The sequence below is a fragment of the Friedmanniella luteola genome, assembly GCF_900105065.1.
In the GTDB taxonomy this organism is placed as follows: Bacteria; Actinomycetota; Actinomycetes; order Propionibacteriales; family Propionibacteriaceae; genus Microlunatus; species Microlunatus luteolus.
The window spans coordinates 1,491,564-1,507,077 of sequence record NZ_LT629749.1 but is presented as its reverse complement, the minus strand read 5'-3'; the positions used below and the strand labels follow the sequence as shown (position 1 = coordinate 1,507,077).

Sequence of the window (15,514 nt, the reverse complement as noted above, 5' to 3'; positions counted from 1 at the left end):
GCGTCGGCCGCCCCGGTCGGCTGCTACCGCCCGCGCCCCGCACGTCCGGTCACAGGACCGGTCGGGGACTCGCCGGGCGCCGCCGCGGGCACCCCGACCTGACCGACGAGGTCGGCCAGCTGGGCGGCTCGGTCCGCGAGCTGGCCCACCTCGCTGAGCACGTCAGCGGTCTTGTGGGCCAGCCAGACGGCGTAGCCGACCAGCACGGCCAGCGCCCCCAGCGCGAGGACGAGGAACAGGACGACCCAGAGCACGAGCCGAGTCTAGAGGTGGTCTCGCTCGGCATCACCGCACGAGGCGGCGGTGCCGACCCGGCACACGGACCGCGCGCCTCCGTCGACGACGTCGACGGAGGCCGGAGCGCGGTCCGCGTCCGAGCGAGGACCAGCTAGCTCTGCAGGACCTTCTGGCTCTCGCCCTCGACGATCTGCGAGTCCTCGCTGGCCTGGACGCTGATCTTGCGCGGCTTCGCCTTCTCGGCCACGGGGATATCCAGCCGCAGGACGCCGGCGTGGTAGGCGGCACTGATCCGCTCGGTGTCGAGGTTGTCGCCGAGGATCAGCTGGCGGCTGAAGACGCCGCGCGGCCGCTCGGCGGCGACGAGCTCGGCGATGCCCTCGCGCGCGGGCCGGTCGGCGCGGACGGTGAGCACGTTCCGCTCGACGTCGAGGTCGATCGAGCTGGGGTCGATGCCCGGCAGGTCGAACTCGACGGTGAAGGTGTCGCCCTCCCGCCAGGCGTCCATCGACATCATGGCCGGACGTGCGGCGGTGCCGAACACCTGCTGGGTGAGCCGGTCGAGGTCGCGGAACGGGTCGGTGCGCATCAACATGGGGTCTCTCCCTTCGACGGTGATGTGAGGTGGTGAGCAGTGATCTGTGTTCGCTGCTACAGATTGTTTATAGCACCCGCAGCGGCTAGCCTGCAAGCGTGGCAGCAGAAAAAGTGGAGCCGGGTTCGGACGCGGACGCCCGCGGTCTGTACGGCATCTCGGTGACCGCCGAGCTGGTCGGCACCGGGGTGCAGAACCTGCGGCTCTACGAGCGCCGCGGGCTGCTCACCCCCAGCCGGACCGCGGGCGGCACCCGGCTGTACAGCCGCGACGACGTCGTCCGGCTCGGTCGGATCACCGCCCTGCTCGACGCCGGGCTCAACCTCGCCGGGGTCGCCATGGTGCTCGACCTGCAGGACGACCTCGCCGAGGTCCGTCAGAACGCTGACGGCGCCACCGACGGGTCCTCCCCGTCGGCGTGAGCCGGGCTCAGCCCGCCGGGGCGAAGAGCACGGCGTACTGGTCCAGCGCCTCCTGGGCGGCCTCGGCCGCGGAGTCGCCGGCTCCCGCCGGGGCGACGACGGTGGCCCCGCCCCGCAGCCCCAGGAGCAGGCCGCGCAGCCAGCCGGGGTCGCGGACCCGGAGCGTCACCGTCAGCCCGCCGTCCGGGCGCGCGGACGTCGCCTCGGTCGGGTAGTACTCCGCCACCCAGGTCGCCTCGGGTGCGAGGTCGAGGGTGACGAGCGGGGCGTCCTTGAGCGTCTCGAACCAGCCCTTGGTCAGGTCCTTGAGGACGACGTCGTGCGCCTCGACCGGCAGGTCGGTCACCTCGACGGCCGCGATCCGGTCCAGCCGGAAGGTGCGCAGGGCCACCGCCGAGTGGCACCACGCCTCGAGGTAGCCGTACCCCTCGAGGACGAAGACCCGCAGCGGGTCGACCATCCGCCGGGTCGTCTCGGCGCGCGAGGCCACGTCGTAGGTGAGGTCCAGCTGCACCTGCCGCTGCAGGCCCTCGGCGATCCGGGCCTGGATCTCGTCCTGCGCCGCGGTGACGCTGACGCTGGCCTGGTCCGTGGGTGCCGACCCCGAGGCGGCTTCCAGCTTGCGCAGCGCCCGGTCCACGGCCGCGCGCTGCCCGGGACCGGCGATCTCGCGCAGCGTCCGCAGCCCCAGCACCAGCGCGAGGGCCTCGTCGGTGGAGAGCCGCAGCGGCCGCGTCAGGTAGTCGGCGTTGCTCAGGTGGATGACGCCCTCCCCCTCCACGGCGTCCATGTCGATGTCGATGAGGTCGCCCGGGGTCAGCCCCGGCATCCCGCACATCCAGAGCACGTTGAGGTCCTCGCGCAGCGTGCGGACGCTGATCCCGAACGCCTTGGCCACGTCGGCCATCGCGGCGCCGTCGTGCTCGCGGAGGTAGGGCACGAGGCTCAGCAGCCGGCGCACCTGCGCCTGGGAGGTCATGCCGCCCCGCTGGTCGCCGGCACCGCCGTGCGGCGGGCGACCGCCGTGAGCCCCTGCACCACCCGCTCACGCAGCTCCGCCGGCTCCAGCACGACCACGTCGGCGCCGTAGCGGCAGATCTCCTCGGCGCCCGAGCGCAGGTCGGAGAAGGCGACGACGTGCACCTCGAAGCCGCTGGGCAGCGGGACGTCGCTGCTGCCGGGCCGGCCCCGTCGGCGCAGCCCGGGGGCCCGCCCGGCCCGGAGCGCGAGGACCGCCTCCTCGGTCGGCTCGCGGGGGCTCAGCGCCCGGGCCAGCGAGCGCAGGTCGAGGTCGGCCGGCACCGCGTACGCCCCGGGCTTGGACTCCCGCCGGGGCAGGTCGGTCATCCGGGAGAGCTTGAACATCCGGGTCGCGTCCCGGTCGACGTCGCGGCCGATGACGTACCAGCGGCCCTTCGAGGACGTCATCCCCCACGGCTCCAGCGTCCGGCGGCTGCCGTCGCGGTAGGTGAAGCTCATCCGGATGCGCTCCAGCACCGCCACCCACAGCGGCTCGAAGCCGGCCTCGGTGGCCTGGACCGAGGGCTCGAGCGAGGCCAGCAGGGACGGGTCGGGCTCGACGCCGGCGGCCCGCAGCTTGGCGATCGCGCTCCCCGTCGACGCGGCCATGCTCGCGTGCTGCCAGACGCGCGCCGCGACGCCCACCACCGACGCCTCCTCGGCGTCGAGGTCGATCGGCGGCAGCTCGAACTCTCCGGGGAGGATGCGGTAGCCGGGCTCGTCGTCGAAGAGGGGGTCGAAGGTGCCCACCTCGATCGGCACGCCCAGCGCCCGCAGCTCGTCCTTGTCCCGCTCGAAGGTGCGCTCGAAGGCGGCGTCGGTCAGGTCGTGGTAGCCCTCGACGGCCTCGCGGATGCGGCTCTTGGGCACGAAACGGCCGGAGACCAGCAGGCAGATGGTGAGGTTGAGGATGCGCTCGGTCTTGCGCGGTGCCATGCGTGCGTTCTCCTCACCCGCTCGGGGGCCACGGGTCGGTGGAACCGTACCAGCCGCCACCAGCCCCTAGGGTTCTCCGCATGATCATCTGGGCTGACGGGCGCGTCACGGTGGTCCGCGGCGGATGGCCCGGGGCGGTCGAGCTCACCGTGGCCCGCGCCGACGGGTCCGCCGTGCGGGCGCTGGCCTACACCGCGCTGATGGCCGCTCCGGAGGTCGGCGACCGGGTGCTGCTGAACGTCGCCGCGCTGGAGCGTGGACTGGGCACCGGCGGCTACGCCCTGGTGATCGCCGCCCTGACCCCCGACGGTGACCTGCGCGGCCAGCCGCCGCAGCCCGCCGGCCACCTCGTCAAGGCCCGCTACCTGCCGCAGCAGGCGATGGTCGCGGGGGCGGACGAGCAGGGGTCCCCGCACCACGCCCTGCTGGCGGACGCCGACGACCTCGCCGGGCTCCCGGTGCTGGTCGCCGACCTGCACTCCGCGCTCGCGCCAGCCCTGCTGGCTGTCGCGCACGACCGGCCCGGCACGCGCGTGGTCTACGTGATGAGCGACCAGGGCGCCCTGCCGCTGGCGTTCTCCCGCACGGTGGCGCGGCTCCGCGAGGGAGGCCTGCTCGCCGGCACGGTGACGGTGGGCCAGGCCTTCGGCGGCGACCTGGAGGCCGTCACGGTGCACTCCGGCCTGCTGGCGGCCCGGCTCGCGCTCGGGGCGGACCTCGTGGTGGTGAGCCAGGGCCCGGGCAACCTCGGCACCGGGACCCGGTGGGGCTTCTCCGGCGTCGGGGTGGGCGAGGCGGTCAACGCCGCCGCGACCCTCGGCGGGCGGCCGGTCGGCTCGCTGCGGATCTCGACGGCCGACGCCCGGCCCCGGCACCGCGGGCTCTCCCACCACAGCGTCACGGCCTACGGCCGGGTGGCCCTGCTGCCCGCCGACCTCGCCGTCCCCGACCTCGCCGCCGCCGGCGCGCTGACCGGTGTGGGCGGGCTCGACGACGTGGTGGCCGTGGCCGCGGAGGTGGACGCCGCCGTCGCCACGCTGAGCCGGCACCGGGCGGTCCGGGTGCCTCTCACGGGGTTGGACACCGCGCTCACCGGCTCACCGGTGCCGCTGTCCACGATGGGCCGCGGTCTGGACGGCGACCCGGCCTACTTCCTCGCCGCCGCCGCCGCCGGTCGGCACGCGGCCGCCCTGGTGGACACCCCTCCCTGAGCCGCGCTCACCGCGCCCCGAGCTCCCCCCCGCGCCCTTGGCTCAGGCCTTCGACGAGCTCGGGCCTTCGGCGAGCTCGGGGAGCGGGGTCCTGCTACTGGCCGGCCTGGGCGAAGAGCAGGTCGACGACCATGACGAGGGTCTCGCCCTTGGCGACCTTGGGCTCGGCGTTGCCGTCGGGGTAGCCCTTGTCCGGGGGGATCACCAGCAGCACCCGGCTGCCGACGGTCTGGCCGGTCAGCCCCTCCTGCAGGCCGGCGACGAGGCCGGAGAGGGCCGCGTTGCCCGGCTTCTGGCCGTAGGACTGCTCGACGAGCCGGCCGTCCTCCCAGATCTCCCAGCGGTACGCGAAGGTGATGGTGTCGGTGGCGGCGACCTTCTTGCCCTCGCCCTTGATCAGGGGCTGCACGACGAGGGTCTTCGGCGGGTCGGTCTTGGGGATCGTGATGTCCGGCTTGTCGAGCGCCCCGGTGACCGTCGGCAGGCCCGCCTTCGGCTTCACCGCGGCACCGGAGGGCTCGCTCAGCTGGACGTCGACGATGTCGACCACGAAGACGAGGGTGTCGCCCACCTCGATGCCCGCCTGCGCGTTGCCGCCGCTGGCGTCGTAGCCGTCGGAGCCCGGCATGGCGATGAGGACGCGGCTGCCCTTCTTCTGACCCGTGAGGCCCTTGCTGAAGCCGGGCACCACCTGGTCGAGGGAGAAGGCGACGGCCTTCCCGGCGCTGAACGACTCGTCGAACTTCTTGCCCGTCCGCCCGTCGACGCCGAAGTAGTTGACCTCGACCGTCTGACCGGCCTGCACCACGACCCCGTCGGAGTCCTCGAGCACCTTCGTGCGCGTCTTGTCGACGGCGTAGGGGGCGTCGATCTTGATCTTCGGCGACTTGCCGTAGTCGCCGCTGACGCTGACCTTGTCGAAGTCCTTGGAGACGGGCACCTTCGACGGCGTCGCGCTCGGCGTGGCGCTGGCGGAGGCGCTCGGCACCGCGCTGGCCGACGGGTCGGTGGCGGCGTCGCCGTCGGACCCGCAGGCGGCGAGGAACAGCGACCCGCTCAGCGCGAGGACGAGCAGGGACTTCTGGGGGATCGCGAGCACCGGAGAACCCTACCTGCCCGGCCTGGGTGCTCCCTGTGCTCTGCGGCCCGCCCCGGCGGGGCGGCGACAGGAGTCGGGTCTCAGAAGGTGGGGCGCCGCATGGACGCGATCAGCCGGTCCACCCGCTCGTCGACGGCGAGGAAGGGGTCCTTGCAGAGCACCGTCCGCTGCGCCTGGTCGTTGAGCTTCAGGTGCACCCAGTCGACCGTGTAGTCGTTGCGGCCCTCCTGCGCGGCCCGGATGAAGTCGCCGCGCAGCTTGGCCCGGGTGGTCTGCGGCGGCACCGACTTGGCCCGGAAGACGGCAGGCTCGGTGGTCACCCGGGCCGCCTGCCCGCGCTCCTGCAGGATGGAGAACAGCCCGCGGCCACGACGGATGTCGTGGTAGGCGAGGTCCAGCTGGGCGATCCGGGGGTCCGCGAGGCTCAGGCCGTGCTTGGCGGCGTAGCGGTCCAGCAGCTTGAGCTTGATCGCCCAGTCGACCTCGGTGTCGACCAGGGCCAGCTTGTCCTCGGCGACCGCGCGCAGCGTGCGCTCCCACAGGTCCAGCACCCGGTCGACCACCGGCGTGCCCAGGTTGCCGCGGGCCACGAACTCGGCGACCTTCTCGTAGTACTCGGTCTGCAGCTCCAGGGCCGAGATGCGCCGACCGTTGGCCAGCGCGACCTGCACCTGACCGGTCCGGTCGCGGCTCATGTCACGGATGGCCCGGATCGGGTTCTCCAGCGTGAAGTCCCGCATCGGCACGCCGGCCTCGATGAGCCGCAGCACCAGCTCGGCCGTGCCGACCTTGAGCAGCGTCGTCGTCTCGCTCATGTTCGAGTCGCCGACGATGACGTGCAGCCGCCGGTAGCGCTCCGGGTCGGCGTGCGGCTCGTCGCGGGTGTTGATGATCGGGCGGCTGCGGGTGGTCGCCGACGAGACGCTCTCCCAGATGTGCTCGGCCCGCTGGCTGACGCTGAACTCCGCCCCGCGCGCCGTGTGCAGCACCTTGCCGGCGCCGCAGATCAGCTGGCGGGAGACGAGGAAGGGCACCAGCACGTCGGTGATCTTGGAGAAGTCGCCGACCCGGCTGATCAGGTAGTTCTCGTGGCAGCCGTAGGAGTTGCCGTGGCTGTCGGTGTTGTTCTTGAACAGGTAGATGTCACCGGTGATGCCCTCGCTGGCCAGCCGCTGCTCGGCGTCGACGATGAGGTCCTCGAGGATCCGCTCGCCCGCCCGGTCGTGGTCGACCAGCTGCACCAGGTCGTCGCACTCAGCGGTGGCGTACTCCGGGTGGGAGCCGACGTCGAGGTAGATGCGCGAGCCGTTGCGGAGGAAGACGTTGCTGCTGCGGCCCCACGTGACGACCCGCCGGAACAGGTAGCGCGCCACCTCGTCCGGGGTGAGCCGCCGCGTCCCCCCGGACGTGCAGGCGACGCCGTACTCGGTCTCGAGACCGTAGATCCGGCGGTCCATCGCCCTCCTCGCTCGGTGTGCCCGGGTGCCCGGTGACGGAGCCTGGTCAGTCGTTGATCAGGTCGAGCAGGCCGCCGAGCTCGTCCCGGGTGAGGTCGCGCAGGTCCCCGCTCTTGAGGTTGCCCAGCCGCACCGGGCCGATCCCGGTCCGCGAGAGCTTCCGCACGGGGTGGCCGACGGCCTCCATCGTACGGCGCACGATGTGGTTGCGGCCCTCGTGCAGCGTCAGCTTGACCAGCGAGCGGTCCTCCGCCGTCGAGACGAGCTTCACGGAGCTGGGCCGGACCGGGCCGTCGTCCAGCACGATCCCCTCGCGGAGCCGCTTGACGGTCGCGGGGTGCATCTGGCCGGCGACCTCGGCGAGGTAGGTCTTCGGCACCTCGTAGGAGGGGTGCGCCAGCTTGTGGGCGAAGTCGCCGTCGTTGGTCAAGATGATGAGGCCGTCGGTCTCGGTGTCCAGCCGGCCGACGTGGAAGAGCCGGTTCTGCTTGCCCGGCCGCTTGCCCTCCAGCAGGTCGTTGAGGTTGCGCCGGCCCTCCGGGTCGTCCATGGTCGAGACCACGCCGCGCGGCTTGTTGAGCACCAGGTACAGGTGCCGGCGGGGCGGCGGGATGCGGGAGCCGTCGACGCGGATGACGTCGCTCTCGGGGTCGACCCGCAGGCCCTGCTCGAGGACCAGCTTGCCGTTCACCTCGACGCGGCCCTCGCTGATCATGATCTCGCACGCCCGGCGGGAGGCGAGGCCCGCCGCGGCGAGCACCTTCTGCAGGCGGATGCCGCCCTGGTCGTCGTTGTCGTCGTTCACTGGCTGTCCTCGGTTCGGTCGTGCGTGGTCCCCGCGGTCGCCCCGGAGGGCTCCTCCGGGGCGTTGTCGTCAGGTGGGGTCGCGGCCGGCGCGGACCCGGCGGCCAGCTGGCCCAGCTCCGCCTCGAGCGCCGACGCCTCGGGCAGGTGCGGCGCCAGGGCCGGCAGGTCGTCGAGCGAGCGCAGCCCCATCCGCTCCAGGAAGTGGCTGGTGGTGGCGAAGACGACGGCGCCGGAGTCGACGTCCTGCCCCGCCTCCTCGACCAGCCCGCGGGCCAGCAGGGTGCGGATCACGCCGTCGACGTTGACCCCGCGGACGGCGGAGACGCGACCGCGGGAGATGGGCTGGGTGTAGGCGATGACGGCCAGGGTCTCCAGCGCGGCCTGGCTGAGCCGGGCCTGCTGGCCCTCCAGCACCGTCGCGGCGATCAGGTCGGCGTGCTCCTCGCGCGTCCAGTAGCGCCAGCCGCCGCCGACCTCGCGCAGCTCGAAGCCGCGGCCCGTCTCGTCGTAGAAGCGGACGAGCTCGGCGAGGGCCTGCCGGACGACGGGCTCGGGCGCCCCGAGGGCCGCCGCCAGGTCGTCGCTGCGACGCGGCTCCTCCGCCACCAGCAGCAGCGCCTCCAGCGCCCCGCTGACGTCGGCCGGGGTGAGCGGGCGCTCCTCGACCAGCGGCGGCTGGCTGGTGCTCGCCTCCGCGGTCTCGCGGACGCCGGCCGGCTGACCGGCGGTCGTGCTCTGGCTCATCGTGGTTCCTCGCTGGGCGTCGGGGGGACGTCGAACTCGTCGGAGATGTCCAGCTCGCCCTCGCTCGACCCCGTCCAGCGTACGGTCAGCTCCCCCAGGGCGGCGACCTGCTCGAAGGCCACGGCCCCCTCGCGGAACAGCTCGAGCAGGGCGAGGAAGCGGGCGACGGTGGTGATCCGGTCCGGGGAGTCCCCGGTCAGGGCGCGGAAGGTGAGGGCGCCCGTGCGCCGGAGCCGGTCGACGACCAGCCGGGCCTGCTCCCGGACGCTGACGGCCGGGGCGTGCAGGTGGGCCAGGGAGACGACGTCGGCCTGCTTGGGGGCGAGGGCGCGCGCGGCCAGCGCCGCGAACGCCTCCGGGGTGGTGTTCAGGACCACCTCGGGCAGCAGCCGGGCGAACCGCGGCTCGAGGGCGACGTCGCGCGGGAACCGGCGGGCCTGCTCGTCGAGGGTGGCGGCCAGGTGGCCGGCGACCGTCTTGAAGGCCCGGTACTGCAGCAGCCGTGCGAAGAGCAGGTCCCGGGCCTCGAGCAGGGCGAGGTCCTCGGGGTCCTCGACCTCCCCCGACGGGAGCAGCCGCGCGGCCTTGAGGTCCAGCAGGGTCGCCGCGACGACGACGAACTGGCTGGTCTGGTCCAGGTCCCAGTCGGCTCCGGCGGCCTTCAGGTGGGCGATGAACTCGACGGTGACCTCGGACAGGGCCACCTCGGTGATGTCCAGCTTGTGCCGCGAGATGAGCTGCAGGAGCAGGTCGAACGGCCCCTCGAAGTTGGCGAGGTGGACGTGGAACCCCACCGGACGGCCGCCGTCCTCCGCCGCGGCCGTCGCCGGCCGGTCCGGAGCGGCCCTCACGGCTGGGACAGCCGCCGGACGAGCTCGGAGTGCCCACCCTGGGCCTGCAGGTCGGCCAGCAGCGCCGCGATGGCCTCACGGACGATGCGGCCCCGGTCGACGGCCATCCCGTGCTCGGCCCGCAGGGTCAGCCGCGCCTGCTCCAGCGCCACGAGCTCGTCGCTGCTGACGTAGACGGTGATCTTCTCGTCGTGCCGGACCCGGCCCGACCCGCGGGACGGGTCGGCCGGGCGGTCGGTGGGGCGCGCGGTCGTCGCGGGGTCCGGGGCGGCGGCCGGCTCGGGCTCGGCCGCCTGGGTGGGCCGGAACAGCTCCGACGCACCCGGCAGGCTCACCCGGCGTGGCATCGGGCCAGCACCTCCAGGGCCAGGTTCCGGTAGGCCTCCGCCCCGGGCGAGCTGGTGGCGTAGGTGGTGATCGGCTCCCCCGCCACCGTCGTCTCCGGGAACTTGACGGTGCGCCGGATGACGGTGTGGAAGACCGTCTCGCCGAACGCCTGGACGACCCGCTCGAGCACCTCGCGGCTGTGCAGCGTCCGCGGGTCGTACATGGTCCCGAGGATGCCGAGGATCTCCAGCCGGGGGTTCAGCCGGTCCTGCACCTTGGTGATCGTGTCGTTGAGCAGCGCGATGCCGCGGAGGGCGAAGAACTCGCACTCCAGCGGCATGATCACCTTGTCGGCCGCGGTGAGCGCGTTGACCGTCAGCAGGCCCAGGCTGGGCGCGCAGTCGATGAGGATGACGTCGTAGCGGTCCTTGACCTTCTCCAGCACCCGCAGCAGCGTCTGCTCGCGGGCCACCTCCGAGACCAGCTGGATCTCGGCCGCGGACAGGTCGATGTTGCTGGGCAGGATGTCCAGCCCCGGCACGTTCGTGGTGTCGATGACCTCGTCGGCGGTGGTGTCCCGGGTGAGCAGCAGGTTGTAGACGCTGCGCTCCAGCGTGTGCGGGTTGACCCCGAGACCGACCGACAGCGAGCCCTGCGGGTCGAAGTCGACCAGCAGCACCTTGCGGCCCAGCTCGGCCAGCGTCGCGCCGAGGTTGATCGTGGTCGTGGTCTTGCCGACCCCGCCCTTCTGGTTGCAGAGGGCGATGACCATCGCCGGGCCGCCGGTGGGCGGTCCGGGCACGGGCAGGTGCGGCCACGGTCGACCGGTCGGGCCCATCACGGGCTCCGGGATCAGGGGCTCCTCGATGACCGGGGTGCCGGGCACCTTGAACTCCTCGGCGGTCCGGGCGCCGCTCTCGGCGGGGTCGAAGAGCGACTCCACACCGGCGGTGACGACCGGGGGCTGCCCGACCGGCGGGTGACCGCCGGCCTCGTCGGGCTGCTGCACTCGGGTCCTCCTCGCGTCTGCGTCGGCCCTGGTCGAGCGGGGGGCGGGACCGGCCGGGGACGGGCGCCGTCCGGCGCACGCTCCGGGTGAGCCTAGTGCCCCGAGGCCCGCGTTCCTCCCCGGCGGGCCCGTCAGCCCCGGTTCACCCGTGCGCGCGCGGGTGGGAGGTCAGGTACACCTCGCGGAGGTGGTCGACCGTGACCAGGGTGTAGATCTGCGTCGTGGTCACCGACGCGTGACCCAGCAGCTCCTGCACCACCCGGACGTCGGCGCCCCCGTCGAGGAGGTGCGTGGCGAAGGAGTGCCGCAGGGTGTGCGGGGACACCTCGGTCCCCAGCCCCGCCTGCTCCGCCGCCCGCTGCAGCACCGCCCAGCCGCTCTGCCGGGACAGCCGGGCGCCGCGGGCGCCGAGGAACAGCGCGGCCGAACCGGTCCCGCGGGCCGCCAGGACCGGGCGGCCGCGGACCAGGTAGGCCGTGACCGCCGCCCGCGCGTAGGACCCGAGCGGCACCAGGCGCTCCTTCCGCCCCTTGCCGAGCACCCGCAGCCCGGCGTGCGGGTCGTCGAGCGCGCGGGTCACCTCGTCGACGTCGAGCCCGACGGCCTCGGAGATCCGGGTGCCGGTGCCGTAGAGGACCTCGAGCAGGGCGGCGTCCCGCAGCCCCGCCGGGGTGTCGAGGGGCGGTGCGGCCAGCAGGGCCTGGACCTGGTCCACCCGGAGCGCCTTCGGCAGCCGGCGCCCGGGCGTCGGGGGCCGGACCTCCGCCGCCGGGTCGGTGGCGCTGACGCCCTCGTCCACGGCGAACCGGTGCAGGCTGCGGACGGCGACCACGGCGCGAGCGACGCTGGCGGGGGCGAGCGGCGGGACGGCCCAGCCGTCGCCGCCGGCGGCGCGCACCCCGGCCCGCAGCCGCATCGCGTGCTCGGCGACCAGGGCCGGCGTGACCGCCGCCGGGTCGCGGACGCCCTCGCCGGCCAGGAAGGCGACGTAGCGCTGCAGGTCGCGCCGGTAGGCGGCCAGGGTGTGCCGCGACACCCCCCGTTCGACGACGAGGTGGTCGAGGTAGGTCTGCACCAGCCGGCCGAGCGCCCCGTCGTCCACCGCGTCCGCGGCCGGCGCCGGCGCGGGTGCCGGGCCGGGTCCGACCGCGACCACCGGGCTCGCCTAGGCCAGCACGTCGGCGAGCTCGCGGTGGCCGACGCCGTGGGAGGCCGCGACGGGCGCGCTGACCAGGGCGCCGTCGTAGGTGTTCAGGCCCAGCGCCAGCGCCGGGTCGGCCCGGAGCGCGTCCCGCCAGCCGCGGTCGGCCAGGCTCACCGCGTAGGGCAGCGTCACGTTGGTCAGCGCGTAGGTCGAGGTGTGCGGCACCGCGCCCGGCATGTTCGCCACGCAGTAGAAGATCGAGTCGTGCACCCGGAACGTCGGCTCGGCGTGCGTCGTCGGCCGGCTGTCCTCGAAGCAGCCGCCCTGGTCGATCGCGATGTCGACGAGCACGCTGCCGGGCTTCATCCGCGCCACGAGGGCGTTGGTGACCACGGTCGGCGCCTTCGCCCCCGGGACCAGCACGGCGCCGATCACCAGGTCGGCGTCCAGCACGGCCCGCTCCACCTCGAAGGCGTTGGAGGCGACGGTCTGCAGGTGGCCCTGGTAGATCTTGTCCGCGTCCCGGAGCTTGTCGATGTTGCGGTCCAGCAGCAGCACCTCGGCCTGCATGCCGAGCGCGATGGCCGCGGCGTTCATGCCGGAGACGCCGGCGCCGATGACCACGACCTTGGCCGCGTAGACCCCGGAGACACCGCCCATCAGGGTCCCGCGACCGCCGCCCTGGGCCATCAGGTGGTAGGCGCCGACCTGCGGGGCGATCCGGCCGGCCACCTCGCTCATCGGGGCCAGCAGCGGCAGCGCGCCGCTGGGCAGCTGCACGGTCTCGTAGGCGATCCCGGTGACCCGGCGCTCGACCAGCGCCTGGGTGCACTCCTTGTTCGCGGCGAGGTGCAGGTAGGTGAAGAGCAGCTGGCCCGGCTGCATCCGCGGGTACTCCTCGGGCACCGGCTCCTTGACCTTCATGATCATCTCCGCGTCGCCCCAGACCTGATCATGGTCGGGGACGATCTTGGCGCCCGCGGCCGCGTACTCGTCGTCCGGGATGGAGGAACCGAGCCCGGCCCCCGCCTGGACGATCACGTCGTGGCCGTGCTGCACGAGCTCGGTCACCCCTGACGGGGTGATCGCCACCCGGTACTCGTGGTTCTTGATCTCGGTCGGGACTCCTACCAGCATGCGCCCGAGCATAGACTCACCGGCCCTCACCGACGGGTCCGACGCTGGTCGACCGCGGGTCGGCGCTGTGGCGACCAGGACGAGGATCCCCTCGAGGACCGACCACAGCCCGGCCAGTCGCCGGCCCCGGTCGGGAGCGAGCGGGCTGGGGCGCAGCGGGCGGTCGTGGCGGTCGTGACGCGGTCGTCAGCGACGGGTGGCGGCGACCAGGTGCTCGCGGGCGGGCCACGGCGCGTCGGCGGGCCGCAACGAGGCCCAGCCGCGGGACCGGGCGGCCTCGGCCGCGAGCACCCCGGACACGAGGCTCGGGTTGTGCAGCCGGCCGGCGAGGACGGCGTCGACGAGGTCGGACAGCGGTGCCCACACGACGTCCATGTCGGCCTCCTCGCCCTCCCGCACGAAGCCGTCGGGGGCGGCGGTGCCGCGCAGGTCCCGGGCCAGGTACACCCGGACCGACTCCCCGACGATGCCGGGGGTGGAGAACTGGTCGACGAGCACGTGCCACTCCCCCGCCGCCAGGTCGACCTCCTCGGCCAGCTCGCGCTGGACGGCGGCCAGGTAGTCCTCGCCGTCGACGTCGAGCAGCCCGGCGGGCGGCTCGACCAGCCGGTGCCGGACCGGGTGCCGGTACTGCCGGACCAGGGCGACCCGCTCCTCGGCGTCGAGCGCGATCACCGCCACCGCACCCGGGTGCTGCAGGTACTCGCGGGTGATCAGGCTGCCGTCCGGGGTGCGGATCTGGTCCTGCCGGAAGTCGGCGATGTGCCCGTGCCCCAGGACGGTGCTGCCCTCCACCGGCCAGGCCAGCGGGACGTCGGCCAGCTCCGCCGCCGCGAGGACGGTGGTCACCGGCGTGCGTCCACGGGCAGCCGGGTGGCGAGCTTGCGGTCCAGCGCGGCCTCGACGAGCCCGGCGAACAGCGGGTGCGGCCGGGTGGGCCGCGACTTCAGCTCGGGGTGGGCCTGGGTGGCGACGAAGTAGGGGTGGACCTCGTCGGGCAGCTCGACGAACTCGACCAGCCGCGAGTCCGGGGACGTGCCGCTGATGACCAGTCCCGCCTCCTCCAGCCGGTCGCGGTAGGCGTTGTTGACCTCGTAGCGGTGCCGGTGCCGCTCGGTGACGTCGGTCGTGCCGTAGCGCTTGGCCACCACGGAGCCGGGCAGCAGGTCGGCCGGGTAGGAGCCCAGCCGCATCGAGCCGCCGAGGTCCCCGCTGCCGTTGACGATGGCCACCTGCTCGGCCATCGTGGCGATCACGGGGTGCGGGGTCTCGGCGTTGAACTCGCTGCTGTCGGCGCCCTCGAGGCCGGCGAGGTCCCGGGCGACCTCGATCACCATCACCTGCAGGCCCAGGCACAGGCCGAGGATGGGGATCTGGTGCTCGCGGGCGAACCGGACGGCGCCGACCTTGCCCTCCACGCCCCGGATGCCGAAACCGCCCGGGATGACGATGCCGTCGACGTCCCCCAGCGCGCGGGCCGCCCCCTCGGGGGTCTCGCAGCCGTCGGACTGCACCCAGCGGATCTGCACCCGGGCGCGGTTGGCGAACCCGCCGGCCCGCAGCGCTTCGCTGACGGAGAGGTAGGCGTCGGGCAGGTCGATGTACTTGCCGACCAGCGCGATGACCACCTCCTCCTTCGGGTGGTGGACGCGGTCCAGCAGGTCGTTCCAGCGGGTCCAGTCGACGTCGCGGAACCGCAGGTCGAGGCGGCGGACGACGTAGGCGTCGAGGCCCTCGGAGTGCAGCACCTTCGGGATGTCGTAGATGCTCGGCGCGTCGACGCAGGCCACCACGGCCTGCTCGTCGACGTCGCACATGAGCGAGATCTTGCGCTTGACCGACTCCGGGATCTCCCGGTCGGAGCGGCAGACGACGGCGTCGGGCTGGATGCCGACCTGGCGCAGGGCGGCCACGGAGTGCTGGGTCGGCTTGGTCTTCAGCTCACCGCTGGGGCCGATGTAGGGCACCAGCGAGACGTGCAGGAAGAAGACGTTCTCGCGGCCGACGTCGTGGCGGACCTGCCGGGCGGCCTCGAGGAAGGGCAGCGACTCGATGTCGCCGACGGTGCCGCCGATCTCGTGGATGACCACGTCGATCTCGGGACCGCCCATGGCCAGCATGGAGTCCTTGATCTCGTTCGTGATGTGCGGGATGACCTGCACGGTGTCCCCGAGGTAGTCCCCGCGGCGCTCCTTGGCGATCACCGAGGAGTACACCTTGCCGGTGGTGACGTTGGCCTCGGCGGACAGGTCGACGTTGAGGAAGCGCTCGTAGTGGCCGACGTCCAGGTCGGTCTCGGCGCCGTCCTCGGTCACGAAGACCTCGCCGTGCTGGAACGGGTTCATGGTGCCGGGGTCCACGTTCAGGTACGGGTCCAGCTTCTGCATGGAGACCGAGAGGCCGCGGGCCACCAGCAGCGAGCCGAGGCTCGACGCCGTCAGGCCCTTCCCGAGCGAGGAGGCGACCCCGCCGGTGACGAACAGGTGCTTCGTGTACTTCTCGCGTGCTCCCACGGGCC

At 73.5% G+C, this 15,514-nt stretch carries 17 protein-coding genes; 2 read left to right on the top strand and 15 right to left on the bottom strand.

All coding sequences use genetic code 11. The features are described from left to right. Window positions 1–23: 23 nt before the first annotated feature. Together BLT72_RS07140 and BLT72_RS07135 are read right to left on the bottom strand one after the other, a co-directional pair. Window positions 24–254, bottom strand: coding sequence for a hypothetical protein (locus BLT72_RS07140; RefSeq protein WP_091411493.1), 231 nt, complete (start codon window positions 252–254; stop codon window positions 24–26). Window positions 255–388: 134 nt separating this feature from the next. After that, the gene (locus tag BLT72_RS07135) at window positions 389–832 is read right to left on the bottom strand and encodes an Hsp20/alpha crystallin family protein (RefSeq protein ID WP_091411491.1); all 444 of its coding nucleotides are present in this window, start codon (window positions 830–832) and stop codon (window positions 389–391) included. A 98-nt stretch (window positions 833–930) separates the two neighbouring features. Here BLT72_RS07135 and BLT72_RS07130 point away from each other — a divergent pair, with 98 nt between their 5' ends. Then, window positions 931–1,254: a MerR family transcriptional regulator gene (locus BLT72_RS07130; RefSeq protein ID WP_231930403.1), complete on the top strand. Its 324-nt coding sequence runs from the start codon at window positions 931–933 to the stop codon at window positions 1,252–1,254. Between the two features lie 7 nt (window positions 1,255–1,261). On the opposite strand, the gene BLT72_RS07125 is transcribed toward BLT72_RS07130, so the two are convergent. Beyond that, window positions 1,262–2,233, bottom strand: coding sequence for a helix-turn-helix transcriptional regulator (locus BLT72_RS07125; protein WP_091411487.1), 972 nt, complete (start codon window positions 2,231–2,233; stop codon window positions 1,262–1,264). Continuing rightward, complete coding sequence (locus tag BLT72_RS07120) at window positions 2,230–3,210, bottom strand: helix-turn-helix transcriptional regulator (protein WP_091411485.1); 981 nt, start codon at window positions 3,208–3,210, stop codon at window positions 2,230–2,232. Before BLT72_RS07120 ends, BLT72_RS07125 begins: the two co-directional genes overlap by 4 nt. Window positions 3,211–3,290: 80 nt before the next feature. Here BLT72_RS07120 and BLT72_RS07115 point away from each other — a divergent pair, with 80 nt between their 5' ends. Next, on the top strand, window positions 3,291–4,421 hold the full coding sequence (locus BLT72_RS07115) for a DUF3866 family protein (RefSeq protein WP_091411482.1): 1,131 nt from the start codon (window positions 3,291–3,293) through the stop codon (window positions 4,419–4,421). Between the two features lie 94 nt (window positions 4,422–4,515). Here the strand turns inward: BLT72_RS07115 and BLT72_RS07110 are convergent, their stop codons facing one another. From BLT72_RS07110 to BLT72_RS07065, 11 genes are all read right to left on the bottom strand, one after another. Further along, window positions 4,516–5,520 (bottom strand): FKBP-type peptidyl-prolyl cis-trans isomerase, encoded by a 1,005-nt coding sequence (locus tag BLT72_RS07110; RefSeq protein ID WP_091411480.1) that lies wholly within the window; start codon window positions 5,518–5,520, stop codon window positions 4,516–4,518. Window positions 5,521–5,600: 80 nt separating this feature from the next. Further along, the gene (pafA, locus tag BLT72_RS07105; protein WP_091411477.1) at window positions 5,601–6,977 is read right to left on the bottom strand and encodes a Pup--protein ligase; all 1,377 of its coding nucleotides are present in this window, start codon (window positions 6,975–6,977) and stop codon (window positions 5,601–5,603) included. Window positions 6,978–7,023: 46 nt separating this feature from the next. After that, window positions 7,024–7,782, bottom strand: a complete 759-nt coding sequence (locus BLT72_RS22690; protein ID WP_231930402.1) for a pseudouridine synthase — start codon at window positions 7,780–7,782, stop codon at window positions 7,024–7,026. Further along, window positions 7,779–8,528 (bottom strand): SMC-Scp complex subunit ScpB, encoded by a 750-nt coding sequence (scpB, locus tag BLT72_RS22685; RefSeq protein ID WP_197677219.1) that lies wholly within the window; start codon window positions 8,526–8,528, stop codon window positions 7,779–7,781. The genes BLT72_RS22690 and scpB overlap by 4 nt, the downstream gene beginning before the upstream one ends. Beyond that, the gene (locus BLT72_RS07095) at window positions 8,525–9,379 is read right to left on the bottom strand and encodes a segregation and condensation protein A (protein WP_091411474.1); all 855 of its coding nucleotides are present in this window, start codon (window positions 9,377–9,379) and stop codon (window positions 8,525–8,527) included. Before BLT72_RS07095 ends, scpB begins: the two co-directional genes overlap by 4 nt. Further along, on the bottom strand, window positions 9,376–9,726 hold the full coding sequence (locus tag BLT72_RS07090; RefSeq protein ID WP_091411471.1) for a hypothetical protein: 351 nt from the start codon (window positions 9,724–9,726) through the stop codon (window positions 9,376–9,378). Before BLT72_RS07090 ends, BLT72_RS07095 begins: the two co-directional genes overlap by 4 nt. Then, window positions 9,711–10,544 (bottom strand): ParA family protein, encoded by an 834-nt coding sequence (locus BLT72_RS07085; protein WP_091416928.1) that lies wholly within the window; start codon window positions 10,542–10,544, stop codon window positions 9,711–9,713. The genes BLT72_RS07090 and BLT72_RS07085 overlap by 16 nt, the downstream gene beginning before the upstream one ends. Before the next feature lie 313 nt (window positions 10,545–10,857). Beyond that, a complete protein-coding gene (locus BLT72_RS07080) occupies window positions 10,858–11,817 on the bottom strand; it encodes a site-specific tyrosine recombinase XerD (RefSeq protein ID WP_197677339.1) in 960 nt (319 codons plus the stop codon). A gap of 63 nt (window positions 11,818–11,880) precedes the next feature. Further along, on the bottom strand, window positions 11,881–12,996 hold the full coding sequence (gene ald, locus BLT72_RS07075; protein ID WP_091416922.1) for an alanine dehydrogenase: 1,116 nt from the start codon (window positions 12,994–12,996) through the stop codon (window positions 11,881–11,883). 186 nt (window positions 12,997–13,182) lie between these two features. Beyond that, a complete protein-coding gene (locus BLT72_RS07070) occupies window positions 13,183–13,845 on the bottom strand; it encodes an NUDIX domain-containing protein (protein ID WP_231930400.1) in 663 nt (220 codons plus the stop codon). Continuing rightward, complete coding sequence (locus tag BLT72_RS07065; protein WP_091411468.1) at window positions 13,842–15,509, bottom strand: CTP synthase; 1,668 nt, start codon at window positions 15,507–15,509, stop codon at window positions 13,842–13,844. The genes BLT72_RS07070 and BLT72_RS07065 overlap by 4 nt, the downstream gene beginning before the upstream one ends. Window positions 15,510–15,514: the final 5 nt, after the last annotated feature.

Bases quoted from the DNA above. Each gene is read 5' to 3' on its own strand.
- BLT72_RS07090 (WP_091411471.1), bottom strand. From the start codon at position 9,726: ATGCCACGCCGGGTGAGCCTGCCGGGTGCGTCGGAGCTGTTCCGGCCC.
- BLT72_RS07115 (WP_091411482.1), top strand. From the start codon at position 3,291: ATGATCATCTGGGCTGACGGGCGCGTCACGGTGGTCCGCGGCGGATGG.
- BLT72_RS07125 (WP_091411487.1), bottom strand. From the start codon at position 2,233: ATGACCTCCCAGGCGCAGGTGCGCCGGCTGCTGAGCCTCGTGCCCTAC.
- ald (WP_091416922.1), bottom strand. From the start codon at position 12,996: ATGCTGGTAGGAGTCCCGACCGAGATCAAGAACCACGAGTACCGGGTG.
- pafA (WP_091411477.1), bottom strand. From the start codon at position 6,977: ATGGACCGCCGGATCTACGGTCTCGAGACCGAGTACGGCGTCGCCTGC.
- BLT72_RS07085 (WP_091416928.1), bottom strand. From the start codon at position 10,544: ATGGGCCCGACCGGTCGACCGTGGCCGCACCTGCCCGTGCCCGGACCG.
- BLT72_RS07135 (WP_091411491.1), bottom strand. From the start codon at position 832: ATGTTGATGCGCACCGACCCGTTCCGCGACCTCGACCGGCTCACCCAG.
- scpB (WP_197677219.1), bottom strand. From the start codon at position 8,528: ATGAGCCAGAGCACGACCGCCGGTCAGCCGGCCGGCGTCCGCGAGACC.
- BLT72_RS07120 (WP_091411485.1), bottom strand. From the start codon at position 3,210: ATGGCACCGCGCAAGACCGAGCGCATCCTCAACCTCACCATCTGCCTG.